The organism is Bergeyella zoohelcum ATCC 43767 (genome assembly GCF_000301075.1).
Classification (GTDB): domain Bacteria; phylum Bacteroidota; class Bacteroidia; order Flavobacteriales; family Weeksellaceae; genus Bergeyella; species Bergeyella zoohelcum.
Map to the genome: position 1 here is coordinate 1,688,080 of NZ_JH932293.1, position 24,737 is coordinate 1,712,816.

Here is a 24,737-nt window from a genome sequence, read left to right on the forward strand (position 1 = left end):
AGAAATTATAAGTCATAAATTATAGACTAAAAAAGCTAAAAGCTGTAAGCGAGTTGCTAAATGCCTACTGCCTACAGCTTATCATCTAGATTTTTATTTCTTTAAGGTTTCTTCTAGCCATTGGAAAAATTCTCTTTGCCAAACGATGGCATTCTGAGGATTGAGCACCCAATGGTTTTCATTCGGGTAATAAAGGAATTTAGATTTTAGCCCTTTTAGTCTTGCCGCTTGGAAGGCTCCTTGTCCCTGCTCATAAGGCACACGGAAATCTATTCCTCCCTGAATCACCATTAATGGGGTATTCCATTGATCTACGAAATTGCTTGGATTAAAATCTGTATAAGATTTCGGTAATGGCTTGTCATACGGAGAGCCTCCTAAATCCCAGTTAGCAAACCATAATTCTTCCGTAGTGAGGTACCACATTTTCATGTCAAATAGCCCATTGTGAGAAATAAAAGTTTTGAATCTATTATTGTGAATCCCTGCCAGCATGAGTACCGAATATCCGCCATAGCTTGCCCCTACAGCCCCTACTCGTTCTTTATCCACGAAAGGAAGCGTCATGGCATAATCTGTGGCAGCAAGGTAATCCTTCATCGGTTGTCCCCCCCAGTCTTTAGAAATAGCTTCGTTCCATTCTACGCCCCAGCCTGGCATTCCTCGTCTGTTGGGTGCTACTACTATGTAGCCATTGGCTGCCATAAGTGCAAAGTTCCATCGGTAGGAAAAATACTGAGAAAGTGCAGACTGTGGACCTCCCTGGCAGTAAAGTAATGTTGGGTATTTTTTATTGGGGTCAAAATTCGGTGGATAGTGAAACCAAACGCCCATCTCCTTGCCATCAGAGGTTTTTACCATTCTTAACTCTGATTTAGAGGGGGCTATCTTCGCATAAATATCCTTGTTTACATCGGTGAGCTGAGCCATTTTTCCATTTTTCGGCTGAACAGAAAATAAATCGGTAGCGTGGTTAATGTCTGTTCTTCCCACTACCAGTCCATTTTTAGCATCGGCAAAAATATTGTTTACATCAAAGTTTCCCTGGGTAATTTTCTGAATTTTTTGCGTTTTAGGGTCGAGGGAAAAAAGCTGTTTCGTACCACGGTAAGCCGCCGTAAAATAGATCGTTTTAGAATCTTTGCTCCACAAGAAATCTCCCGTTACGCTTTCGTTCCAGCTTCGGGTGAGGTTTGTGGTCTTTCCAGTTTTCCAATCTAAGATTTTAATATCGTTTTTATCAGATTCATTGCCGTCTCTCTCCATACTTTGCCATGTAAGATATTGCCCATCAGGACTAAATTTAGGGTGTACATCATAGCCTTTATTGTCTTCCGTAAGGTTTTTAATTTGTCCCGAAGAAAAATGGTAAGAAAAGATGTCGGTATTGGTAGATTTGGCATAATCCACACCGCTTTTAGGCTTCATGACGAAGAGAAGCTGAGAAGCATCTGGACTGAAAATAAAATCTTCGGCTCCGCCAAATGGTCTTTGTGGTGCGTCCCATGCTTTGCCTTCTAATACATCTTTGGCGTTTTCTACGCTTTCATCGGTATTGACTACGAAAATATGATTGTACTTTCCTTGATTAAAATAATCCCAATGTCTGTGATTCAAATCATGGTATATATGTGCCGTATTTTTAGGTAAATCACTATGTTTATCAGTACCCATTACTTTTTCTACCAATACTTCTTTGCTAAAAGCAATGCGTTTTCCATCAGGAGAAATCAGAATATGGTCTGCTTTACCAATGGTATAAAATTCTGACCAAGATTTTCCTTCATCTTTAGAAAGATAAATTTTTTCTCCTTCCTGAGCATAGATTCCATTTTTGTCCCACTGGATGAGTGATTTTTTGCCGAAATTTATTTTAGTGGATTGTTGGTTTTTAAGATTAAGAAAATAACTGATGCTGCTGTTCTTTTCTGTATGAATATCTACAGTACCTACTTTATAAATGAGTGCCGATTGGTCTGGAGCAATGGTCTGTACGCTAAGTCTTTTCAATGACCAGAGCGTTTCTGGGGTCATCACCTGTGCAGATAATAAAGCGGGCGATGCTAATGCAATAAGGGTGTTTTTTATATTCATAGCGTTTGATTTTTATGTACAAAGTATAATGATGAATGTCTGCTGTCTGTGGCTTTTAAAAAATTATGTTTCTACTTTACCAAAGTTCTAAAAACTCTGGCAAAGTGCACTGAATGGTAAAATTTAAGCAAAAATAAAAAGCTTAAGACGAATGTACAGAATACAGTGATTATCGTCTATAGCTTTTAAAAACTATTTTTGTCTAAAGTACACTTCAATAGGAACGCCCGTAAAACCGAAATGCTTTCTGAGTTGGTTTTCGGTAAATCGTTTGTACGGTTCTTTTACATACTGCGGGAGATTACAGAAGAATACGAACTGTGGAGATGGAGTACCCAGCTGTACACAATATTTGATTTTAATATATTTTCCTTTAAGTGCAGGAGGTGGGCTAGATTCAAAAATAGGAAGCATCACTTCATTCAGCTTAGAAGTTTTTATTTTTTTCTTTCTGTTTTCATATACCTCCATAGCAGTATCCACGGCCTTTAAGATTCTTTGCTTCGTTAGTGCCGATACGAAAAGAATAGGAATATCCTGAAACTGACCAATTTTTTCTTTGATTTGTCTTTCAAAATCCCTCATGGTATTGGTAGATTTTTCCACTAAATCCCATTTATTGACTAAAATTACGATGCCTTTTCTGTTTTTTTGAGCGATACCAAAAATATTCATATCCTGACTTTCCCATCCCTGGGTGGCATCTACCATAATAATCACTACATCCGAATGTTCTATTGCCCTTACGGAACGCATTACACTATAAAACTCTAAATCTTCTTTTACTTTAGATTTTTTACGCATTCCTGCCGTGTCCACTAAAACGAATTGATGTCCGAATTTATTGTAGAGGGTTTCTATAGCATCTCGGGTAGTACCTGCAATATCTGTTACGATGTTTCTCTCCACATCCAAAAGAGCATTGGTAAGCGTAGATTTCCCTACATTAGGTCTTCCTGCGATGGTAATTCTCGGCAACCCCTCGAATGGGTCTTTGTAATCTACGGTAGGAAAATCTTTCACTATATCATCTAAAAGATCTCCAGTACCAGAACCTGTAGCAGAAGAAAGAGAATAGTATTTTTCTATTCCCAACTGATAAAACTCAGTAGCTGCAAGGTCTTCTTTTACAGAATCTACCTTATTTACCACAATGTACAAAGGTTTCCCCGAACGGCGAAGCATTTCATGCATCTCTATATCCGTATCAGTGAGCCCTTCTTCTACATTGAGCATAAAGATAATGGAAGTGGCTTCATCTACAGCCAGCTCTACTTGTTTGGTAATTTCTTCTTGGAAAATATCATCTGTACTTACTTCGTAGCCTCCTGTGTCTATTACGGTAAATTCTACACCATTCCAGTCAGATTTTCCGTAGTGTCTGTCTCTAGTAACGCCAGAAGTAGAATCTACGATGGCCTCTCTCTTTTCTAATAGTCGGTTAAAAAGTGTGGATTTACCCACATTGGGTCTTCCTACAATTGCAACGATATTGCTCATAAAAATTATTTCTTTTTTTTGCCCGTTTGGGGTAATGAAGAATGAGTACCTCGGTCTTTCCGAGCTCAAATTTTATGCAAAGATATAAAAAAAGCACTCATACTGAGTGCTTATGTGGTCCCACCTGGGCTCGAACCAGGGACCACCTGATTATGAGTCAGGTGCTCTAACCAACTGAGCTATAGGACCAGTGGAAGTATTTCCGTTTCTTGGTGTGCAAAGATAGTGTTTTTTTCTGACCAAGCAAATTATTTTTGAAATTTTAAAGATGAAATGCTGTATTTTTTCTATCAGTAAAGAAAAATAATCGGCGTAAAATATTAAAAATCAAATAGTTTTTAAAAATAAAATTTAATGAAATATTTAATAACAATATATCTTTCATTAATTAAAAATACTGATTGAAAAGCATTTTGGCGAAAATAAACATGAATAATGATTGCCCTTTGCTGTGCCTAAAGTTGCATTTTAATGCATTTGGCTTAAGAAATATCAAAAGTAGTAACATGTACAACCTATTTTTTCCGTATTTTTGCAAACATTGAATAATTGGAAGATGAGAGTCAGTTTGATGAAGCTTGAAATAGTTTTGGATATTTAGGGGAATTTGAAAAGGTTCCTATATTATTTTTATTCATTATTTGAAGTACGATTGGAATGGCTAAGTTGACAATCATTTTATTATTGCTAAAATTGTTATGACATCACAAGAAATAAGACAGAAATTTTTAGATTTTTTCAAGAGCAAAGGACATGAAATTGTTCCATCGGCTCCCATTGTTTTAAAAGATGACCCTACGCTGATGTTTTCCAATTCGGGAATGACGCAGTTTAAAGATTTTTTCTTGGGGTATAAACAGCCTTCCTCGCTCAGAGTGGCAGATACCCAGAAGTGTCTCAGAGTATCGGGGAAACACAATGATTTGGACGATGTAGGGCGTGATACCTACCATCATACCATGTTTGAAATGCTGGGCAACTGGTCTTTCGGAGACTATTTTAAGAAAGAAGCCATAGAATGGGCATGGGAGCTTCTTACAGGAGTATATAAAATTCCCAAAGAAAATATCTATGTAACCATTTTTGAGGGCGATGCTTCGGAAAATTTGGACAGAGACCAAGAGGCATATAACTTTTGGAAAGCCCATATCTCTGAAGATAGAATCCTTAATGGAAATAAAAAAGACAATTTTTGGGAAATGGGAGAACAGGGACCATGTGGACCTTGCTCGGAAATTCATATTGACCTCAGAAGTGAAGAGGAAAAAGCTAAAATTTCGGGTAAAGAATTGGTCAATCAAGACCATCCTCAAGTCATTGAGGTATGGAATCTTGTTTTTATGGAGTTCAACCGAAAAGCCGATGGCTCACTGGAAAAATTACCCAAGCAAAATGTGGATACAGGAATGGGCTTTGAAAGGCTTTGCATGGCACTTCAGGGCAAGTCTTCCAACTATGATACCGATGTTTTTACGCCACTTATAGAAAAAGTAGAAGAGATTTCGGGCAAAAAATACGAAGGAAAATTGGAGGATGAAAAGGATATTGCCATCCGCGTGATTGTGGACCATATTCGTGCAGTTGCTTTTGCTATTGCTGATGGACAACTCCCATCCAACAACGGAGCGGGCTATGTCATTAGACGAATCTTGCGTAGAGCCATCCGATATGGGTTTACTTTCTTAGGGCAAAAAGAACCTTTTATTTATCAGTTAGTAGATACGCTGGTCCAGCAGATGGGAGAAGCTTTTGCAGAGCTTAAAAAACAACATCACTTGGTTCAAAATGTCATTCGTGAAGAGGAAAATTCATTCCTAAGAACTTTAGAACAAGGGCTTTTGATACTCGATGCAATGATGAATAATGCCGAAAATAAGGAGATTTCAGGAAGTAAAGCTTTTGAACTATATGATACTTATGGCTTTCCTATTGACCTTACTGCTTTGATTTTGGCTGAAAAAGGATTTACTTTGGATGAGGCGGGTTTTGAGGAAAATTTAAAGAAACAAAAAGAACGCTCTCGGGCGGCAGCTCAGACGAAAACCGATGACTGGGTGGTGATTCGTGAAGATGATGAAACGGAATTCATCGGTTACGATGCCACGGAAGGTACCGTGAGAATCACTCAATATAGAAAGGTGGAAAGCCAGAAAGAGGGGACGCAATATCAGTTGGTATTCAATGTTACGCCATTTTATCCCGAAGGTGGTGGACAAGTGGGCGATAAAGGATTTTTGACCTCAGCCAGTGGGGAAATGACCTATATCTTGGATACCAAAAAGGAAAATAACCTCATTATTCACATTGCCGAATCTTTGCCCGAAAATCTAAATGAGCCATTCAAAGCAGAAGTAAAGGGAAGACCGCTTACGGAGGCCAATCATACCGCTACACATTTGTTACATCAGGCGTTAAGAGAAGTTTTAGGAACGCATGTGGAGCAAAGAGGTTCAAAGGTGGATTTTGATGGACTGAGGTTTGATTTTTCTCATTTCCAAAAAGTTACAGATGAAGAGCTTCAAGCCGTAGAAAAGAAGGTAAATGAACGGATTTTGCAACAAATTGCACTCAAAGAACATCGTTCTATTTCCATGAAAGAGGCGATGGAAGCGGGTGCTATGGCACTTTTCGGTGAGAAATATGGTGATAAGGTGCGTATGATAGAATTTGCCGATAGTAAGGAACTTTGTGGAGGTACGCATGTGAAAAATACCAGCGACATTTGGTATTTTAAGATTATTTCAGAAGGTGCTGTGGCATCGGGGATACGCCGTGTGGAAGCCATTACCAGAGAAAAAGTGAAGGAATATTTCTTTAATTTAGAGGTACAACATGAAAAACTTTCGGCACTTTTGAAATCCAAAGATCTCGTAAAATCTACAGAGAAATTGCAAGAGGAAAATGCACAGCTAAAAGCGGAAGTAGAAGCACTGAAAAAGGAAAAAGCAAAAGGTGAAGTTCAGAATTGGAAAAATCAATTCGTACAAAGTGGAGATAAGCAGCTTTTGGTAAAGAAAACCTCTTTAGATGCGGCTTCGGTAAAAGATATCGTATTTCAGCTGAAAAAGGAAATTGCTGCATCAGTGATTGTTATCCTTTCCGATGCAGGAGAAAAACCGATGATTACCGTAGGAGTTTCTGATGATTTGGATGGAAAGTATCATGCAGGAAACATCGTAAAAGAGTTAGCAAAAGAAATTCAAGGTGGTGGTGGTGGAAATCCCGGCTTTGCAACAGCAGGAGGTAAAAACCTTGCAGGACTGGAAAATGCAGAGCAGAAGGCTAAAGCATTATAATATTAATACGAATTTTTAATTTTTTGATCAATATAATGAAATTACTTATCGTAGGAAGTGTGGCTTTTGATGCCATAGAGACTCCTTTTGGGAAAACGGATAAAATAGTAGGAGGAGCGGCTACTTACATTGCGATTACTTCGTCTTTACTCAATGTGCCATGTGGTGTAGTTTCTGTAATTGGAGATGATTTTGGTAATGAAAATATTGATATTTTTAGGAAGAGAAATATCAATATTGAAGGTTTAGAAATAGTGGAAGGAGGGAAATCTTTCTTTTGGAGTGGAAAATACCATAATGACCTCAATACCAGAGATACGCTGGTAACAGAAGTGAATGTCTTGGAAAATTTTGACCCTAAAGTCCCAGATTCTATGCAAGATGCAGATATACTTCTTTTAGGGAATCTTCATCCATTGGTACAGCTCTCTGTATTAGAGAAAATGCACCAGAGACCGAAATTGGTGATTTTAGATACCATGAATTTCTGGATGGATACCGCCATGGAAGATTTGAAAAAAATGATTGCTAAAACCGATGTCATCAGTATTAATGATGAAGAAGCAAGACAGCTTTCTGGGGAGTACTCACTGGTGAAAGCAGCGAAAATGATCCACGAAATGGGACCAAAGTTTGTAATTATTAAAAAAGGAGAACACGGGGCTATTCTCTTCCATGACGGAAAAGTATTTGCCGTTCCTGCACTTCCTTTAGAAGAAGTTTTTGACCCTACTGGGGCAGGAGATACCTTTGCGGGAGGCTTTGCGGCATACATTGCTAAAAAAGGAGATTTTGAGTTTGAAACCATGAAAGCCGCCGTGATTGTTGGTTCTGCATTGGCTTCTTATACGGTAGAAAAATTCGGTACAGAAAGACTCGTGGAACTTAGTGAAGAAGACATCGTTCATCGAATAGGTGAGTTTAGAAATCTTACCGCTTTTGAAGTAATGGTGGATTAAAGAGTATCATGATTTAGAATTTTAAGAAATAATTATAAAAAAAGGGCTTAAATATTAACATTAAGTACCTTACATTTGCAAAAATCATTAAAACAAATGCAAAAAATGAAATTATCATCGCTGTACACATTGCTCCTATTGTTCTTGGTGCAATCCTTTTCTGCCCAATTGACCAAAGGGAGTTTTGTAGATGGAATTGCCGCTGTGGTAGGAACGGAATTGATTTTAGATTCTGAAGTTAATGAACAGCTAAAATACATTGAACAGCAAGGACTAGAACCTGCATCTAAGTGTAAAGTTTTTGAAAGTGTTCTCAATAATAAAATCATTATTTCCGAAGCAAAAAAGGATACTTTGATAGAGAACAGATCAGAGCAAATTCGTTCTATCGCAGAACAGAAATACAACCAAATTCTTTCTCAGTTTCCAAGTGAAAAGGCCATGCTAGATAATTATAAAATCTCTACGGCGTATGAAATGAAGCGGATGATAGAAAAGATAGATACGGACCAATACTATGCACAGGAAAAATTCAGAAGAATTACCCAAGGTATAGATGCTACACCTTTTGAAATTACTGATTTTTACAATAATTATAAAGAGCAATTGCCCGAAGTAAAAGACGAAGTGATACTTTCACAGATTAGTATTTTTCCAAAACTTACGGAGGCTCACAAGAAAGAACTTATCGATAGACTCAATATCATTAGACAAGCTATTTTAGATGGAGAAAGTTTTGAAAATCAGGCAAGAATTTATTCCGAGGACAAGGCCAGTGCAGTCAATGGTGGTAAGATGAAAAATATTACCAAAGGACAGATGGTAAAACCTTTTGAAGCGGCGGCACTTAATTTAGAAGTAGGACAAATATCAGCACCTATCGAAACAGAATTCGGGTTCCATATCATACGATTAGATGCTAAAAAAGGAAAAAATTATGATGCCAGCCATATCCTCCTCATGAATACTCCTAATGATGAAGAAATAGCCACTGCAAAGAAAAAATTAGAGAATATCCGTAAGGAAATAGTAGATGGAAAAATCACCTTTAAAGAAGCAGCCGTAAAATATTCTGATGATAAAAGAACCAAGTACAATGCAGGAGTGATGACAGACGAAAATGGTTCTGACAGAATGGAAAAAATAAATTTAGACCCTATATTAGGATATCAAATAGCAGGGCTTAACGAAGGCGATATGACTGAAGTTTTTGAAACTACGGTAGATAGAAAAAAAGCAGTTTCTTTCGTTAAAATAAATACCATCATTCCTGCTCATCAGCTTTCTTTAGAGACAGATTATGACCGATTGAAAGACCTTACACTTAAGAAGAAACAAAATGAAATGATAGAAAAATGGGTGAAAGAAGTATTCCCTAAAGTGTATATGAACATTCATCCAAGGTACCAAGACTGTCATAGTTTATTAAAATAAATTAAAAAATTCGTTCTTAATCATTAAGAGCGAGTTTTTTTATAAATTATTGGGTTCAGATTTTTATTTTTCATTATTTCGTCGTATTATTGCACCACAGAAGGGGAATTGGCGCAGTTGGCTAGCGCGTTTGACTGGCAGTCAAAAGGTCACGGGTTCGAATCCCGTATTCTCCACTACTACTTTTAAGATTCTTAATTTCAAGTAATTATGATTTTTTTAATGCTCTAAATAGTAGAGCATTTTTTTATTTCAAATATTGGCTTATTTCTAGATTTGTTTTTATTTGTTCTACAAATTCGTCCTGCATTTTCCAGTATGATTTCATTTGTTTATTTTTGTAAAAATTGATTAAACTATGGCTGAGGAAACGCAAAGTGCACACAGTTTATTAAATGTTGTTGTTTTAATTGGTACGGCCGTATTGGCGGTGCCTTTGTTTAAAAAACTAGGATTGGGTTCTGTTTTAGGGTATTTAGCTGCCGGATTGGTTTTAGGGCCTTTTGGACTCAAGCTTTTTCAGGATACCCAAAGCATCATGCATTTGGCAGAACTGGGAGTAGTGATGTTCTTGTTTGTCATTGGTCTGGAAATGAAACCAGCACATCTTTGGGGGCTTAGAAAACAGATATTCGGAATGGGCAGTATGCAAGCCCTTATTTTAGCGTCCATCCTCACTTTATTAGGATTACTTTATGGTTTGCCGTGGCAAACAGCTTTTGTAGCAATATCCGGTTTTGTGCTTTCTTCCACAGCTATTGTGATGCAGATTTTGGGAGAGCGGCATGAATTGGCAACGCCTCGGGGACAGAAGGTAGTGTCTATCTTATTGTTTGAAGATTTGCTTATTGTACCTCTTTTAGCCATTGTAGCTTTTTTAGCTCCTGTGGACCCTAATGCTGTAGTACAAAAACCACCCGTTTGGCAACAACTGGGTACAGCATTACTTTCTTTAGGGATATTAGTTGCAGCAGGATTATGGTTGCTGAATCCTTTATTTAGAATTCTTGCCAAGTCAAAGGCTCGCGAAGTGATGACAGGAGCGGCATTGTTTGTGGTACTGGGAGCGGCTTTACTCATGGAATGGGGAGGAATTTCTATGGCGATGGGGGCTTTTACCGCTGGAGTTTTACTATCAGAATCTAGTTTCAGACACCAATTAGAGACGGATATAGAACCTTTTAGAGGATTATTGTTAGGGCTTTTTTTCTTAGGAGTAGGTATGTCTCTTAATTTAGAAATGGTGGCCGAAAATCTATGGATGATACTCTTGGGTGTTTTATCCCTCATGACCATTAAAAGCTCTGTGGTTTACCTTGTAGCTCGTTTATCTAAAAGCAATAAAACCGATGCTATAGACCGTGCATTGCTCATGTCCCAAGGGGGAGAATTTGCTTTTGTACTGTATGCTGCAGCAGCGTCTCAGGGCGTGATAGATAGCACTCTTCATGCGAATATGACAGCAATTGTTGTCATTTCCATGGCATTAACCCCTATATTTATTTTGATTTATCAGAAATTCATACGCAAAAAAACAGTGGACCTAGATGGGGTAGATCATATTTTAGATGATGAAAATTCCCGTGGTAATGTTTTGATTATAGGCTTCGGAAGAATGGGACAAATTGCCAGTCAAGTACCATTGGCATACGGTGCTACGGTTACTATTATAGATAATAATCCAGATACTATTCGATCTGCACAGAAACATGGACTAAAAGTATATTATGGAGATGGCTCTAGAGAAGATGTTCTTTATGCGGCGGGGGCTTACCATGCAGATTGCGTGATGATATGTCTAGACGACTCTGCGGTGGCTACCCAAATTGTACGCAGTATTAAACACCACAGTCCTACCACCAAAACGGTAGTTCGTGCATCAGATCATCATCATGCTTTTGAACTGATAGAAGCAGAAGCAGATTTCTTTGTGAGAGAAACTTTTGAGGCAGCGGTAGATATGGGAGGAAAAACCTTGAAAGCCCTAGGAGCAGATGAGGAAGATGTAGAAAAATACAATGCACAAATTCGGAATACAGATAAACAGAAGTATGCATTAGAAACCAAAGGAGATGAATTTTCCGCTTGTGAAATGGCACTTAAAAACGCTGAAGGGAAAAGGTGAAACCAACAAAAAAACGACCTCTAAAAAAGGTCGTTTTTTTATTATTCACAATTCGTTTTCTTCTATTTCTTCTAAAATTTTCAGAGCGTTTTCCCAATCTTTTTCATTCACTAGGAGAAGGTAATTCTGAGAAATAGGCATTACCACTACATGATTTACAAATTCATTTTTAACATAAGACAGAATTCCCCGAGAAGCTAATTTAGACTTCGCAAGTTCTACCTGATATAAAAATGCTGATTGATATACAATTTTCAGTTCAGACATGTTTTTAGGATAAATGTAATCAATTTTTTTTAAAAAAATTGTGTTTTGAAATCTTAGTGATTTCGGAAGCGTATTTACACCAATTTCATCAGGAGTACTTCATCCACTTTTTCCACCTTTACGATGTTATTTTTCGTGAGATTTTTAGTGGCTTTGTCCCATTTTTTACCTGAAAGTGCCGATTTAGTTTTTACCACACTCAGTTCCATTGCGTCCTCTTGAGTGGAAAGAATATCCAAAATGATTTTCTCATCATCGCTCAACTCAAAACTTGGAGCTTTTTTCTCTGGTTTCATCTGAGGGAAGAAAAGTACCTCTTGGATAGATGCATTATTAGTCAAGAACATTACCAATCTATCCATTCCTATGCCTAGTCCTGCTGTTGGTGGCATGCCGTATTCTAAGGCACGGAGGAAATCTTGGTCTATGAACATTGCTTCATCATCGCCTTTTTCTGAAAGTTTCAGTTGTTCCTCAAATCGTTCTCTTTGGTCTATTGGGTCATTGAGTTCAGAATAGGCATTGGCAATTTCCTTACCGCAAACCATGAGTTCGAAACGCTCGGTAAGTCCTTCTTTACTACGGTGTTTCTTGGTAAGCGGTGACATCTCTATTGGGTAATCTGTAATGAAAGTAGGTTGGATAAAATTACCTTCGCATTTTTCACCAAAAATTTCATCAATGAGCTTTCCTTTGCCCATAGTTTCATTCACTTCAATGCCTATAGACTGAGCAAATGCTCTTAACTCGTCTTCGGATTTTCCCGTGATATCAAACCCTGTGAATTTTTGTATGGCTTCGGTCATGGAAATTCTTGGATAGGGAGCCTTGAAATCTATTTCATGCTCTCCGAAAGTAGCTTTGGTAGTTCCATTGACAGCCATGGCACAATGCTCTAGAAGTCTTTCAGTAAAGTCCATCATCCAGTTATAATCCTTGTAAGCCACATAAATTTCCATTGCGGTGAATTCAGGATTATGGGTTCTGTCCATGCCTTCGTTTCGGAAGTTTTTAGAGAATTCATAAACACCATCAAATCCACCTACAATGAGTCTCTTAAGATACAATTCATTGGCAATTCTCAAATAGAGCGGAATATCCAAAGCATTGTGATGGGTGATGAACGGACGAGCTGCAGCTCCTCCTGGAATCGCCTGTAGGATAGGCGTTTCCACCTCGAAATAACCCGCTTCATTAAAAAACTGACGCATGGCATTGAAAAGTTTTGTTCTTTTTACAAAAACTTCTTTTACCTGAGGGTTTACCGTTAAATCCACATAACGCTGACGATAACGCAATTCAGGGTCATTAAAGGCATCGTGTACCACGCCATTTTCATCGGTTTTGGCTTGTGGCAAAGGACGAAGGGATTTGGAAAGGAGGGTAAAGTCTTTCACCATAATGGTCATTTCACCTACCTGAGTTTTAAATAGTTCCCCCTCAATGCCTATAATATCTCCGATGTCTAAAAGGTGTTTATATACTTCGTTATACAATTCTTTATCATCGGTAGGACAAATTTCATCTCGGTTAAAATACACTTGAATCCTTCCCGAGGCATCTTGTAACTCGGCAAAAGAGGCTTTTCCCTGAATTCTTCTGGACATGAGTCTTCCTGCCAGCTTTACTTTTTTACCTTCCTGAAAATTTTCTTTTATAGATTGTGTAGTATCTGTAATGGTGTATTCGTCTGCAGGAAAGGCATTGATGCCCATTTGCGTAAGCTTTCCTAATTTTTCTCTACGGATGATTTCTTGTTCTGATAACGACATGTTTTCGTGATTTTTTTAAACCGCAAAAATAGTCAATTTTTTGTACAAATAGAATGAGATTTCTTTACTTCTAATGGTTTTGATTATCAAAGGAAGTATAGAACTTAAAATTAAAAAGACAGTTCGTGCAGACTATCTTTAATTTTTAATGAAAAATTATTTTTTCAAGGACATAATGTACGCCACCATTTTTTTAGCATTTTCTTTAGGAAGTCCTGCGTGAGGTGTCATAGGAACATCTCCCCAATTGCCACTTCCGCCGTTAATGATTTTATCTGCAAGCATGTCCATATCTCCTTCTGTATATTTATTCGCAATTTCCTGATAAGAAGGACCTATCATTTTTTCATTTTCTTTGTGGCATGTGGCACAGTCCATTCCCTCGATGAGAGATTTTCCATCTAAGTCATTTGCAGAGGGTGCTTCCGTTTGCTGTGTAGGTTCTTCTAGCATGGTAGTACTAGTAGTATCTTCTGTTTTCTTATCTGAACAGTTTATAATAAAAGCTCCAGCAAGTGCCATGATGACTAATTTTTTCATAATTCTAAATGTTTAAATGTTGATATCCCAAAGTTAGTAAATATTTAGAGCAACAGAGTATAGGGAAGGCTAATATTTATCAGGAAAAAATAAAAAATCCTCGATGAAAACTCGTCGAGGATGGGGATAAAAATAAAGATTCATTTAATTGTGAGTATCGTTTATCCATTCTTCTCTTTTTCCATCATTTCAATAAACTCATCGAAAAGATAGTTGGCATCTTCAGGTCCAGGGCATGCTTCAGGATGGTACTGTACAGAGAAACAAGGATATTTTTTATGGCGAATTCCCTCATTGGTTTTATCGTTAAGAGCAATGTGTGTTTCCTCTAAATCTGTATATTTAAGGCTTTCGCTATCAATGGCGTAATTATGATTTTGAGAAGTAATGGTAACTTTATTGGTTTTTAGATCTACTACAGGATGATTACCGCCTCTATGCCCGAATTTGAGCTTAAAAGTCTTAGCACCACAAGCTAATCCAAGCACTTGATGCCCCATACAGATCCCAAAAATTGGTACTTTTCCGATGAGTTTTCTCACGGTTTCGTGTGCATGAGGTACATCTTCAGGGTCACCAGGGCCATTAGAGAGCATCACGCCATCAGGGTTCATCAGGAGGATTTCTTCCGCTGTGGTATCATGAGCAACCACCGTAATGTCGCAATTTCTTTGTGAAAGTTCACGGATGATTCCCAGCTTAGCTCCGAAATCCATTAATACTACCTTAAAGCCTCTTCCGGGGTTGGCATACGGTGTCTTGGTAGAAACGGAAGCAATCTGATCCGTAGGGAAAGAAGTTGCTTTTATTTCATTGATAACACTTTGTTCATCGATGTCCGCATCCACTATTTTTCCTTTCACCACCCCCTTGTCTCTGAGCACTCTGGTCAGTCTTCTGGTATCTATACTGTGGATGCCCGAAAGGTTTTTCTTTTTAAAGAGTTCGTCTAGGGACATTTGGGAACGAAAGTTTGATGGTAAATCACACAATTCTTTTACGATAAGTCCTTTAATTGCAGGTTCTATACTCTCGTAGTCATCTCTATTGATGCCGTAATTTCCGATGAGCGGATAAGTCATACACACGATTTGTCCACAATAGGATGGGTCTGAAACCAGTTCTTGATAACCTGTCATTCCGGTGTTAAAAACCACTTCCCCTGCTATATTTTCACTCGCTCCGAAGCCTTTACCATAGAAGACCTCCCCTGATTCTAATATTAATTTTTTATTGTTCATTTTATATGCTTTATGCCGTAAGCAGTATGCTTTAGGCGTTTATAATTTATTTTTTCACAATTATTTTGCTCCTTTTACTGCATTTTCTCCTTTTGTCAAAAGCTGTAGATTATCAAGTATAGTTAAACCGCCTTTGTGCATAGGTACGATGTGGTCAATTTGAAAAACCAATCTGTTTTTGCTTTTATAACCGCTTTCGGCACTGAAATAGTAACCACTTTCATCAGTAAATTTTTCAAAAACTTTGTCTCGTAACCATTTTTCGTAAGCTGGATTTACTTTTCGTATTTCATACAATGGCATTCTCTCAAACTCGCGAATTTCGTATTCTTCCACTGGAAGTTGCTTTTCTTTTTGGTATAATTCTGGATAGAATAGTCTGTTTTTAGCGAGATTGATTTCATTAATGAATATTCGCTTATCATAATTGAAGAAAGTTTGCCATTCTGTTTCTGATTCTGCCCAAGTTTTATCAATAAAATCCTTTTCGGCTCTTGAACCTAAATCTTTTACATAAATTTCGTTAGCTACTTTATCAATGTTATATTTCTCTCTTTCCTTCAGTTCTATATATTGTGGTATTTCTCCCTGAATAATATAATATTGTAGTAAATCTTTAATGTCTTGCTTACTATATGCGGGATATTTCTCTATTCCAAAGAAAAATTCATCTTCAATCTGCTGTGAATATATATCTAGTTCTTGTTGGTGGAGGTATTCACAATTTTCTAAATTATTATCTTCTACAAAATATGGTAATGTCTCCACAAATTTCTTGTAAGATTCTTCTATGTTATCGTAGATTAAGATTTCACAGTTTCGTTGTTTTTCATCTCCTTGTTCCAATTTCTCCAATAATTTGAACTGAAAAATACCTTTAGGGATTCGTTGGATAAAATCTAGTTTTTCGAGCTCTTTTTTCGTTTCAGGATCAATAATTTGGTTAGTTAAAATAGCAAATTCTTCTATTTTAGCAATGGATACCAAACGGATTAATTGTTTTTTTGTCTCTTTATCTGTATCGTTGAAATCAATATTATCTTCAATGAATAGTTTTTCAGGATTTACCCACGCAATTTTGTCTTGCCAATTATCAATAAAACTAACGATATACGCTTCCTTTGTTCCTCCAGCTTTTATGCCCCGTAATCCTCTGCCTATCATTTGCGTCATCAGAATGGTAGAGATGGTTGGGCGTGTTAGGAAAACTGTTTGCACATTGGGTATATCAGTGCCTTCCGTTAAGATATTTACATTGATGAGAACTTCTAATTTCCCGTTTCTGAAATCATCAATTTTAGCTTTATTTTCTTTGGTAAAATTCGTGGTAACGCCTGTAATTGCATCTTTTATATTAGCAATTACATAGTCAGATTTTATACCTTTCTCTTGAAATAATTTATTAAGAGCAATGGCATTGTTCACATTCAGAGCAAAAACGAGTGTCTGTTTGTATTTTTCCTTATTTGATACATAGCGTTCAACAATGGTATAATTACGCTCTCTATTTTCAGCAATGGTTGTGGCAATATGCTCGCCAATACTATTTATGTCAAATGTATTGAATAATTGAATTTCTTTATCCGTTAAATTTGCCGTGAGATTTTGCCCCGTTTGTACCTCTTCAAAAATAGGTTCCGACAAAATTCCTAAACGAATAAGTGTTTTTAAATCAATCTTATAAATGACATCATCGGGGAATACTTTTTTGAGTAATCCTCGTTCATTTTCTGCCGTTCTGGTAGGGGTAGCTGTTAGTCCCAATAATTTAAAATTCTGAACATTATTCTTCAGATTATCGATGAGCTTCCTATAAGTTTTTGCTGTTGCATGATGAGCTTCATCAATTACTAAGAATATTTCATCGGTTTGCTTCTCAATCCAATTTTTATAAAGAAACTCAAATCCTGTATTTAGACTGTTTTTACTGGCAATTATTAGGTCATCTGTTGGGCGTATATTGATAGGCTTATCGTGAATACCTGATAATATTCTATAATTAAAACTATTTCTTTTCGCAAAAATATCCTTATAGGCAAGTTTTTGCACGAATGTATTTTTTGCTTGTTCCAACAGTTCGTGCCTATGGGCAACCCAGAGTACTTTTTTATTTGTATCTAAAAAGTTTTTGGCAATCCAAAGAGCGGCAGTCAGTGTTTTTCCGCCTCCTGTTGGTAATACCAAAAGTCCTGAGAATGGATTTTTTTCAGATTTAATGATTTGTTTTTGAAGGTTATAAAAGGCCTCTTCTTGATGCTTATAAGGACGGATTCCACTTTCAGATTTTGAAATGTTTATTTTCCCTGCAAAATTTATTTTTGCAGAACCTTGACTTTTATTAGTACTATCGTTTAACATGGATTTTCTAAATGTAATGGTTGAATTTTTAGTAAAATCTATTATGCTTTCAAATTTTTCTTTTCCTTTCCAAAATGTAATATCCTTTTCCTTAAGTTTATCTTCAATCTCTTGAAGTATTTTCAAATTTCTCCTTTTCAGCATTCCAAATTGTATCAAAATTGTTTCATATCTTCTATGAGTACAATAATACTTATTTCGTTCTATATTATCCGAAATATCTGAAACAAATTTTTGTATATCTTTTTGTCTTTTCATCTTTCCATTTGCTCCTCTAATACCCTTTTCTCTCTCTCAATTTCCGCAACCAACTCCTCTTCCGTAGGTAGATATGCCATATATTTATTGGCAAAAAGCTGCTTATTATCACTTAAAACAGAATACTTAGCAATGGTTTGATCAGTTTCTGTACAAAGTAAAATTCCAATAGTAGGGTTATCATTTTCTTTTTTCTCCAAATCGTCAAACATTCTGACATACATATCCAATTGCCCAATATCTTGATGAGTCATTTTATTGGTTTTCAGTTCTAAAATTACAAAACATTTGAGAATATAATTATAAAATACAAGGTCTATAAAAAAATCCTGTGTCTCTGTCCGGATATGCTTTTGCCTTGCCACAAATGCAAAACCTTTGCCCAATTCCAAAAGAAATTTTTGTAAATTGTCTATCAATCCTTGCTCCAACTCTTGTTCCGTATAAGCTGCATTTGCAGGAAGTCCCAAAAATTCCAATACCGTTGGGTTTTTGATGAACGCTGTTTTATCTTTCTGTAAATCAGATGTATTCTCTTTCATTTCCCGCTCTACCAAATCTGCTCGTTGGGACGATATAAGCCGATGATAATAGAGCGTATTGATATTTCTCTCTAAAGTTCGCACAGCCCAATTTTGCTCGGTAGCTTCCTTAATATAATAATCTCTCGCTTTACGGTCTTCCACCCTGAGCAATAAGCGTATATGGGACCAACTCAATTTGGCACACGCGTGTGCCAAATCTTCCCAATAAGGAAATGAAAGATAAAATGCACGATAATCTCTGAGCGTTCTCGGACTGAAGCCTTTTCCCAATTGGGCGGAAAGAGTTTTTATAACCTCTTTTCCATAATCAGCACGAGCGTTACCTCCCTGTTCCTCTTCTACAATTCTCTTCCCTATCAGCCAAAAACCTTCTACCATAGCAAAAGCCGTAGCTGAATAAGCCTTTTGTCTGGCTTGTTCTATGATTTTGCGTATATCATTGATACATTGTTGCATGATATTTAATTTTGGTAGTCCATTATAGGCTCTCATTACGCTTGGACGAGATCTATCTTGTCCCTACGGTTCTATAAATTTTATTCCTTTTTTCTCCAAAGCATCTTTTAGTATGGCCATTCGGGCATAAACGCCATTTTCCATCTGCTTAAAAATACGACTTCTCTTGCATTCCACAAGGTCTGTATGTATTTCTACTCCTCTGTTAATAGGTGCAGGGTGCATAATGATGGCATTGGGTTTCATTTTCTTTTCCCGCTCTTTGGTCAGTCCATATTTTTTGTGGTATTTATCTAGGGACATTTTCATTTTTTCCCCATGTCTTTCGTGCTGAATTCTTAGGAGCATCAGTACATCTACTTCGCTGATGAGTGCGTCTAGTGAAAGGTAATTTCCATTGATAAATTCGGCCTCATCAAACCAATCTTCAGGACCAGAGAAATAGACTTTTGCTCCCATTTTTCTCAATGCATCGGCATTAGAATTGGCCACTCTACTATGCTGAACATCTCCTACGATGCCTACTTTCAAATTTTTAAAAGTACCAAACTCTTGATAAATCGTCATCAAATCCAAAAGGCATTGGCTGGGGTGATTTCCTGTACCATCTCCGCCATTAACTACGGCACTTTTTATTCCTGCTAATTCTTCATAATATTTATTTTTTTTATGCCGAATCACGAATAATTGTACCCCAATACTTTCCAAGGTTTTTACCGTATCATAGAGCGTTTCTCCTTTATTTACCGAAGAATGGGTAACATCAAACGGCACTACTTCTAGTCCTAGTTTCCTTTCGGCGACATCAAAACTGGTTTTGGTTCGGGTACTATCTTCAAAGAAAAGATTCGATACGAAAACTTGTTCTTTTACTTTGGCACTGCGTCCTTCTGAAAAAGCTATTGCAGCTTCTAGGAGTGCCATAATTTCTTCTTTGGAATAATGATGAATCGCTAACATAGTTCAAATTTACAAAAAAACGAAGTCAGTAAATGACTTCGTTTCGGATAATATTAAAATAAAAATTTATTCCGGTAACACCAGATGAAAAAGCATCAGAAAAGAAAAAAATCTCTGTATTTTTCATTGGTGCAAAAATAAGCTTTTTTTTGTTAGTAAGATAGCATTTAGAGTGATTATTTTAAAAAAAATCACCCTACTGAATGGTAGAGTGATGAGATGTTTATTTTTTATCCGTTTTTCCGAAAATCATTTTATAAATCACTGGTACAGTAGTAATTAGTACAATGATAATGATGATTACTTCTAATTTTTCTTTGAGTTCAATCCCAAACTGTTCTCTGAAAAGTGCATCTAAATAATGTCCTGCAAAGATGAGCGAAAACGACCAAAGTACACCTCCTAAAATATTATCAATGAGAAATTTTCTAGGGTTCATCTTTACAATTCCTGCTACAATAGGTACGAATGTCCTTACGATAGGTAAAAACCTTGCACCAATAACTGCCAAAGAACCATTTTTCTCAAAAAAATCATGTGCTTGGTAAAGGTATTTTTTCTTAAAAAAGAAACTATCTTCTCTGTTGTAAAGGGAGTGTCCCGTTTTTTTTCCAAACCAGTAGCCTACTTGGTTTCCTACAATAGCCGCCAATGCCACACTGGAAGCCACTACAAAAGTATCCCAAAATTCACTACTTGTTCCGCCAAAAGCGTTTTCGGCAAGTTCTTTAGCGTAAATCCCTGATACGAAGAGAAGTGAGTCCCCCGGAAGAAAGAAACCGATGAAAAGCCCCGTTTCTGCGAAAATAATAAAGAGTATGAGCCAAAAACCGCCCATTTTAATATAAAATTCTGGATTTAGTAAGTCTTTCCAGCTTTCAAAATGTTCCATATTGCAAAAGTAAGTTAATTAATTTGCTTTTGAAATTTTTTAATATTTATTTAACAACTTTTTAGCTCAGTCCTGTAATGGTGCCATTGGCATCAATATTCATATTTTCGGCAGCTGGGATAGCAGGAAGTCCTGGCATTCTCATCATATTTCCTAAAATAGGGATGACGAAGCCCGCACCTGCTGCAAATTCAAATTCTCTTACCGTCATAGTAAACCCTGTAGGTCTTCCATATAGTTTTTCATTATCACTCAGAGATTTTTGAGTCTTTGCCATACATACAGGGAGATTATCCATACCCAGTTCTTGAATCATTTTCAGCTGAGTATTTGCTTTTGCTTCGAAATTTACTTTCTCAGCACCATAGAATTTTTTAGCTAATATTTCTACTTTTTCTTTAATGGACAGGTTTAAGTCATAGAGCGGTGTAAACTGATTTCCGTAAGATTCGGTAGCATTTACTACTTCTGTGGCCAGTGTTTTCATTCCTTCACCGCCCATAGTAAATTCATCAGCAATGATGGCTTTTACTCCGAGTTTTTCACAAGCATCTATCAGCCAATCTAATTCTTCCTGACTATCGGTAGCGAAATGATTAATAGCCACTACAGGTTGGATGCCTAAAAGCTGAATATTTTCAATGTGTTTTTCTAAATTGGCAAATCCTTTTTTTACCGCTTCTAAATTCACTTCAGAAAATTCCGTTTTTTTAGTTGCTCCCCCATGGTATCTCAATGCTCTTATAGTAGCCACCACTACCACAGCATCGGGTTTTAAATTTCCATAATGACATTTGATATGAAGGAACTTTTCGGCACCTAAATCTGCACCAAAGCCCGCTTCTGTGACCACGAAATCGGATAGAGAAAGCCCCATTTTGGTAGCAATTAATGAGTTGGTTCCTTGAGCAATATTAGCAAACGGTCCACCATGAAGAATAGCAGGATTGCCCTCTAAAGTTTGTACCAAATTCGGCTTGATGGCATCTTTGAGGAGAATCGCCATGGCACCTTCGGCTTTTAAATCTTTAGCATATACGGGCTTTTTATCATAAGTATAACCGATGAAAATATTACCCAAACGGGTCTTTAGGTCTTCAAAATCTTTGGACAAACAGAGAATTGCCATTACTTCGGATGCAGGCGTGATATTAAATCCTTCCTGACGCGTAACTCCATTGGTACCATCCCCTAAACCGATGACAATATTCCTTAGAGAACGGTCATTCATATCCATTACTCTTTTCCATACAATGGTTTTGGGGTCAATGTTTAGGCTGTACTGTTTGTTTTGTAAATTATTGTCTATCAAAGCAGATAGCAGATTATTCGCTTTTTCTATCGCTGCGAAGTCTCCAGTAAAGTGGAGATTAATATCTACCATAGGAATCACTTGGGCATAGCCTCCGCCTGCAGCACCGCCTTTGATTCCAAAGACAGGTCCTAAGCTGGGTTCTCTGAGGACAGCCATGGTTTTTTTTCCTATTTTGTTCAGGCCGTCACTCAGTCCTATGGTTACCGTAGTTTTCCCTTCGCCTGCCGGGGTAGGATTAATGGCAGTAACTAAGATGAGTTTAGCTTTTTTTATTTTCTCTTCATCAATATAGGATAATGGTAGTTTGGCTTTGTATTTACCATAAAATTCTATGTCATCAGAAGCGATATTGAGTTGTTCTGCAATTTTTTTAATGGGTTGAATATTTGCATTTTCTGCAATTTCAAGGTCTGTAGGAAAGCTCATAGATTGTATTTTAAATAATAAATATAATTAGAAATGATAGGATTAGGTGTTAAAGCTAAAAACTTTATAAGGAGCGTAAATTTACGATTTTTTTACGGATAAAAACAAAAGATGGATGCATAAAAACACCCATCTTTCAAAAACAACAAAAAACATTTAAAAAAGAAAATTATTTTTTAATTAATTTTTTTGCTACTTGCTCCCCATTCGCTAAAGTAGCTTTAACGATGTACATTCCTTTTGGAAGAGAAGCAATGTTCAGCTGATTTTCCTTTCCTTCAAGAACCAACTGCCCACCTGCATTGTACACTTCTACTTTTCCTATTTTTTTGTCGGTTTGGAAATGTACTATGTCCGAAGCAGGATTTGGATATACCAAGAAGTTCGCATCGTTTTTATTGATTTCTTTAGTAGCGAGGGTAATGTCTTGCCATTTTACATTATCAATGATTAATGCTTTATGTGGCTGAGTGCCGAAGCTAAACTTCATTGCTACTCTTGTATGTCCTGCGGGGAATGTAATTGCTGGGGTAGAGAATGAACCTATTGCATTTACTGGGAAAGAAGCTACTGGCTGGAAAGAAGCCAAATCATTCGCATCAGTAACGGTTCCTATTACGATGGTTTCTGTTCCTGTGATGCTTGCTGGAGAGCCTGCAAGTGGAACCTCAATATCAAATTTTAAGTGATGTGTTCCATTCTTTGTGGTTACCTCTGGCGTTACTAGGGTGATATCATTCGTAATGCCCATTCCTTTGTAGATTTGCATTGCTTTATCTGGCAATGGAATATTTCCATTACTTCCTGCTGCATTGGTTAAGGACACTGTAGGGAAAGTAGTATAGTTTCCATTCCAACAAGAAGTAGAGAACAGCTGAGCCGTAGTTAAACTTTCAAAATCAAAACTGAAATCTGCTACTGGTGAACAAGAAGTGGCTGGAGGTGTAGTTCCTACAATGTTCAATGTGTACTCTTCTACCTGTCCAGCTCTTAGGTTAGTATCACAAGGTCCAGTGATAGAATTCGGAGCAGAAGGATTAGACAATGCATTCACATTGGTATTTTTTACTAATCTCATTTTGGTAGCTCCAGTCATTGCACTTGCAGGAATCATGATATTAGAAGTAACCGTATGTGCATTGGCAGGATTACCTGGCTGTATTCTTCCTAAGTAGAAAGCTTCTCCTGCATCACCGAAATCTCCATTTTGATTAAAATCAATATAAGCTACTACATCACTTGGGAAAGTGCTAGAAGGTCCTTTTACAGAAATAGGATAGGTAGCACCTTTATTTACATCTGTAGAAATGGAGGTAAAGTCTTCATATACAGGAGTAGTTCCCGAAGTGAAAGGAGAGGTATTAGAAATGGTATTAAAAATCACTTGCGTAATCATATTACTATCCACACCATACTGGAAATTAGGCAAACAAGTAGCAGGTGTCCAAGTAAAAGTAAGTCCGCTTGGAGGGAGGATGGTGTTTTTAGTGTAAATTTCATCGCTTTTAGCTGTACCTTGGGTAGTCATGGTCCAGTTATTCGCATTAGAGCCTTCGGCTTTTCTTGTGGCAAAGTCAGCAGCAGTGCTTCCTCTTAAGCCTACACTGAAATAACGATCATCTGGATCACCAATAGCCGTTACATTATACTTTTTCTCTATCAGCCCATTCTCGTGTAGGCTGAGCTGGAAATTCATTTCAAAACGATTGTTATCATAGCCACTCCATTGGCTTCTTGTAAAATCTTTCCATTGGATAGTATAGATCCTGTTAGGAGCTGTTCCGCTCACTTCGTAAGAAATTTCCCCTTGCTTTCCTCCTATGTTTAAACCTTCTAAGTCATCACTTATAATGGCTATGATTTCTTTATTATGCGTATTGTTTGCAGATAAAGGTTTATAGTGATAGTGGTAACTATTGGTAGCCAAAGGCGTTCCGAAAGTTACGAAACCATCTGTATAAATGTTTACAGAGGTATAATCTTGCCCATTAAAATTGAACGAAAAAGGAAGCGACTGTGTGAATAGTGCTGTATCTAAAGAATTACCTGCGGTAGCCACAGAAGCTACTACTGTAGGATTTGCTAAAGGAGTATAAGTTCCTTGAGATTGAGAGAAAGTGTAACGAGACACCTGTGCATGGAGGGCAGTGGTAGCAAAAGCTGTTGCTAATAATGCCAACTTAAAATAATTCTTTTTCATAAATAAAAAATCTTTCCGCAAATTTATAATTATTTAGATTTAATAAAAATAATAAAGCGTATGATTTTTATCAGTTGACTGAAAAAGAAAAAAAATGTT

General features: G+C 37.0%; 16 protein-coding genes and 2 tRNA genes. 5 read left to right on the forward strand and 13 right to left on the reverse strand.

What is annotated here, in order from left to right; translation table 11 throughout:
* Positions 1 to 93 precede the first annotated feature (93 nt).
* The 3 genes from HMPREF9699_RS07795 to HMPREF9699_RS07805 all read right to left on the reverse strand — a co-directional run bounded on the left by HMPREF9699_RS07795 (position 94) and on the right by HMPREF9699_RS07805 (position 3,783).
* Positions 94 to 2,094, reverse strand: coding sequence for a S9 family peptidase (locus HMPREF9699_RS07795; RefSeq protein WP_002663869.1), 2,001 nt, complete (start codon positions 2,092 to 2,094; stop codon positions 94 to 96).
* Between the two features lie 192 nt (positions 2,095 to 2,286).
* On the reverse strand, positions 2,287 to 3,594 hold the full coding sequence (der, locus tag HMPREF9699_RS07800) for a ribosome biogenesis GTPase Der (RefSeq protein WP_002663871.1): 1,308 nt from the start codon (positions 3,592 to 3,594) through the stop codon (positions 2,287 to 2,289).
* A 115-nt stretch (positions 3,595 to 3,709) separates the two neighbouring features.
* Positions 3,710 to 3,783 (reverse strand) — tRNA-Ile (locus HMPREF9699_RS07805).
* Between the two features lie 509 nt (positions 3,784 to 4,292).
* On the opposite strand from HMPREF9699_RS07805, the gene alaS reads away from it, so the two are divergent.
* The 5 genes from alaS to HMPREF9699_RS07830 all read left to right on the forward strand — a co-directional run bounded on the left by alaS (position 4,293) and on the right by HMPREF9699_RS07830 (position 11,408).
* A complete protein-coding gene (gene alaS, locus HMPREF9699_RS07810; RefSeq protein WP_002663873.1) occupies positions 4,293 to 6,890 on the forward strand; it encodes an alanine--tRNA ligase in 2,598 nt (865 codons plus the stop codon).
* 35 nt (positions 6,891 to 6,925) lie between these two features.
* Positions 6,926 to 7,849, forward strand: coding sequence for a PfkB family carbohydrate kinase (locus tag HMPREF9699_RS07815; RefSeq protein WP_002663876.1), 924 nt, complete (start codon positions 6,926 to 6,928; stop codon positions 7,847 to 7,849).
* Positions 7,850 to 7,954: 105 nt separating this feature from the next.
* Positions 7,955 to 9,283 carry a peptidylprolyl isomerase gene (locus HMPREF9699_RS07820; protein WP_002663877.1) on the forward strand — a complete coding sequence of 443 codons (1,329 nt, stop codon included), beginning with the start codon at positions 7,955 to 7,957 and terminating at the stop codon, positions 9,281 to 9,283.
* Between the two features lie 102 nt (positions 9,284 to 9,385).
* A tRNA-Ala gene (locus HMPREF9699_RS07825) sits at positions 9,386 to 9,459 on the forward strand.
* 182 nt (positions 9,460 to 9,641) lie between these two features.
* Complete coding sequence (locus HMPREF9699_RS07830) at positions 9,642 to 11,408, forward strand: monovalent cation:proton antiporter-2 (CPA2) family protein (protein ID WP_002663879.1); 1,767 nt, start codon at positions 9,642 to 9,644, stop codon at positions 11,406 to 11,408.
* A gap of 45 nt (positions 11,409 to 11,453) precedes the next feature.
* Here the strand turns inward: HMPREF9699_RS07830 and HMPREF9699_RS07835 are convergent, their stop codons facing one another.
* The 10 genes from HMPREF9699_RS07835 to HMPREF9699_RS07880 all read right to left on the reverse strand — a co-directional run bounded on the left by HMPREF9699_RS07835 (position 11,454) and on the right by HMPREF9699_RS07880 (position 24,638).
* Positions 11,454 to 11,675, reverse strand: coding sequence for a putative signal transducing protein (locus HMPREF9699_RS07835; RefSeq protein ID WP_002663881.1), 222 nt, complete (start codon positions 11,673 to 11,675; stop codon positions 11,454 to 11,456).
* 74 nt (positions 11,676 to 11,749) lie between these two features.
* Positions 11,750 to 13,447: a lysine--tRNA ligase gene (lysS, locus tag HMPREF9699_RS07840; protein ID WP_002663883.1), complete on the reverse strand. Its 1,698-nt coding sequence runs from the start codon at positions 13,445 to 13,447 to the stop codon at positions 11,750 to 11,752.
* Positions 13,448 to 13,603: 156 nt separating this feature from the next.
* A complete protein-coding gene (locus HMPREF9699_RS07845; protein ID WP_002663885.1) occupies positions 13,604 to 13,987 on the reverse strand; it encodes a c-type cytochrome in 384 nt (127 codons plus the stop codon).
* A 161-nt stretch (positions 13,988 to 14,148) separates the two neighbouring features.
* A complete protein-coding gene (locus HMPREF9699_RS07850) occupies positions 14,149 to 15,228 on the reverse strand; it encodes a carbamoyl phosphate synthase small subunit (protein ID WP_002663887.1) in 1,080 nt (359 codons plus the stop codon).
* A 60-nt stretch (positions 15,229 to 15,288) separates the two neighbouring features.
* Positions 15,289 to 17,844, reverse strand: a complete 2,556-nt coding sequence (locus HMPREF9699_RS07855) for a DEAD/DEAH box helicase family protein (RefSeq protein WP_002663889.1) — start codon at positions 17,842 to 17,844, stop codon at positions 15,289 to 15,291.
* On the reverse strand, positions 17,841 to 18,845 hold the full coding sequence (locus HMPREF9699_RS07860) for a PDDEXK nuclease domain-containing protein (protein ID WP_002688203.1): 1,005 nt from the start codon (positions 18,843 to 18,845) through the stop codon (positions 17,841 to 17,843). Before HMPREF9699_RS07860 ends, HMPREF9699_RS07855 begins: the two co-directional genes overlap by 4 nt.
* A gap of 63 nt (positions 18,846 to 18,908) precedes the next feature.
* The gene (locus tag HMPREF9699_RS07865) at positions 18,909 to 19,805 is read right to left on the reverse strand and encodes an aspartate carbamoyltransferase catalytic subunit (RefSeq protein WP_002663891.1); all 897 of its coding nucleotides are present in this window, start codon (positions 19,803 to 19,805) and stop codon (positions 18,909 to 18,911) included.
* A gap of 223 nt (positions 19,806 to 20,028) precedes the next feature.
* Positions 20,029 to 20,697: a DedA family protein gene (locus HMPREF9699_RS07870; RefSeq protein ID WP_002663892.1), complete on the reverse strand. Its 669-nt coding sequence runs from the start codon at positions 20,695 to 20,697 to the stop codon at positions 20,029 to 20,031.
* A gap of 61 nt (positions 20,698 to 20,758) precedes the next feature.
* Entirely contained in the window at positions 20,759 to 22,438 is a 1,680-nt protein-coding gene (locus tag HMPREF9699_RS07875) for a formate--tetrahydrofolate ligase (RefSeq protein WP_002663893.1), read from the reverse strand.
* 169 nt (positions 22,439 to 22,607) lie between these two features.
* Positions 22,608 to 24,638, reverse strand: a complete 2,031-nt coding sequence (locus tag HMPREF9699_RS07880; RefSeq protein WP_002663894.1) for a T9SS type A sorting domain-containing protein — start codon at positions 24,636 to 24,638, stop codon at positions 22,608 to 22,610.
* Positions 24,639 to 24,737: the final 99 nt, after the last annotated feature.

Bases quoted from the DNA above. Each gene is read 5' to 3' on its own strand.
- HMPREF9699_RS07795 (WP_002663869.1), bottom strand. From the start codon at position 2,094: ATGAATATAAAAAACACCCTTATTGCATTAGCATCGCCCGCTTTATTA.
- der (WP_002663871.1), bottom strand. From the start codon at position 3,594: ATGAGCAATATCGTTGCAATTGTAGGAAGACCCAATGTGGGTAAATCC.
- alaS (WP_002663873.1), top strand. From the start codon at position 4,293: ATGACATCACAAGAAATAAGACAGAAATTTTTAGATTTTTTCAAGAGC.
- HMPREF9699_RS07815 (WP_002663876.1), top strand. From the start codon at position 6,926: ATGAAATTACTTATCGTAGGAAGTGTGGCTTTTGATGCCATAGAGACT.
- HMPREF9699_RS07820 (WP_002663877.1), top strand. From the start codon at position 7,955: ATGAAATTATCATCGCTGTACACATTGCTCCTATTGTTCTTGGTGCAA.
- HMPREF9699_RS07830 (WP_002663879.1), top strand. From the start codon at position 9,642: ATGGCTGAGGAAACGCAAAGTGCACACAGTTTATTAAATGTTGTTGTT.
- HMPREF9699_RS07835 (WP_002663881.1), bottom strand. From the start codon at position 11,675: ATGTCTGAACTGAAAATTGTATATCAATCAGCATTTTTATATCAGGTA.
- lysS (WP_002663883.1), bottom strand. From the start codon at position 13,447: ATGTCGTTATCAGAACAAGAAATCATCCGTAGAGAAAAATTAGGAAAG.
- HMPREF9699_RS07845 (WP_002663885.1), bottom strand. From the start codon at position 13,987: ATGAAAAAATTAGTCATCATGGCACTTGCTGGAGCTTTTATTATAAAC.
- HMPREF9699_RS07850 (WP_002663887.1), bottom strand. From the start codon at position 15,228: ATGAACAATAAAAAATTAATATTAGAATCAGGGGAGGTCTTCTATGGT.
- HMPREF9699_RS07855 (WP_002663889.1), bottom strand. From the start codon at position 17,844: ATGAAAAGACAAAAAGATATACAAAAATTTGTTTCAGATATTTCGGAT.
- HMPREF9699_RS07860 (WP_002688203.1), bottom strand. From the start codon at position 18,845: ATGCAACAATGTATCAATGATATACGCAAAATCATAGAACAAGCCAGA.
- HMPREF9699_RS07865 (WP_002663891.1), bottom strand. From the start codon at position 19,805: ATGTTAGCGATTCATCATTATTCCAAAGAAGAAATTATGGCACTCCTA.
- HMPREF9699_RS07870 (WP_002663892.1), bottom strand. From the start codon at position 20,697: ATGGAACATTTTGAAAGCTGGAAAGACTTACTAAATCCAGAATTTTAT.
- HMPREF9699_RS07875 (WP_002663893.1), bottom strand. From the start codon at position 22,438: ATGAGCTTTCCTACAGACCTTGAAATTGCAGAAAATGCAAATATTCAA.
- HMPREF9699_RS07880 (WP_002663894.1), bottom strand. From the start codon at position 24,638: ATGAAAAAGAATTATTTTAAGTTGGCATTATTAGCAACAGCTTTTGCT.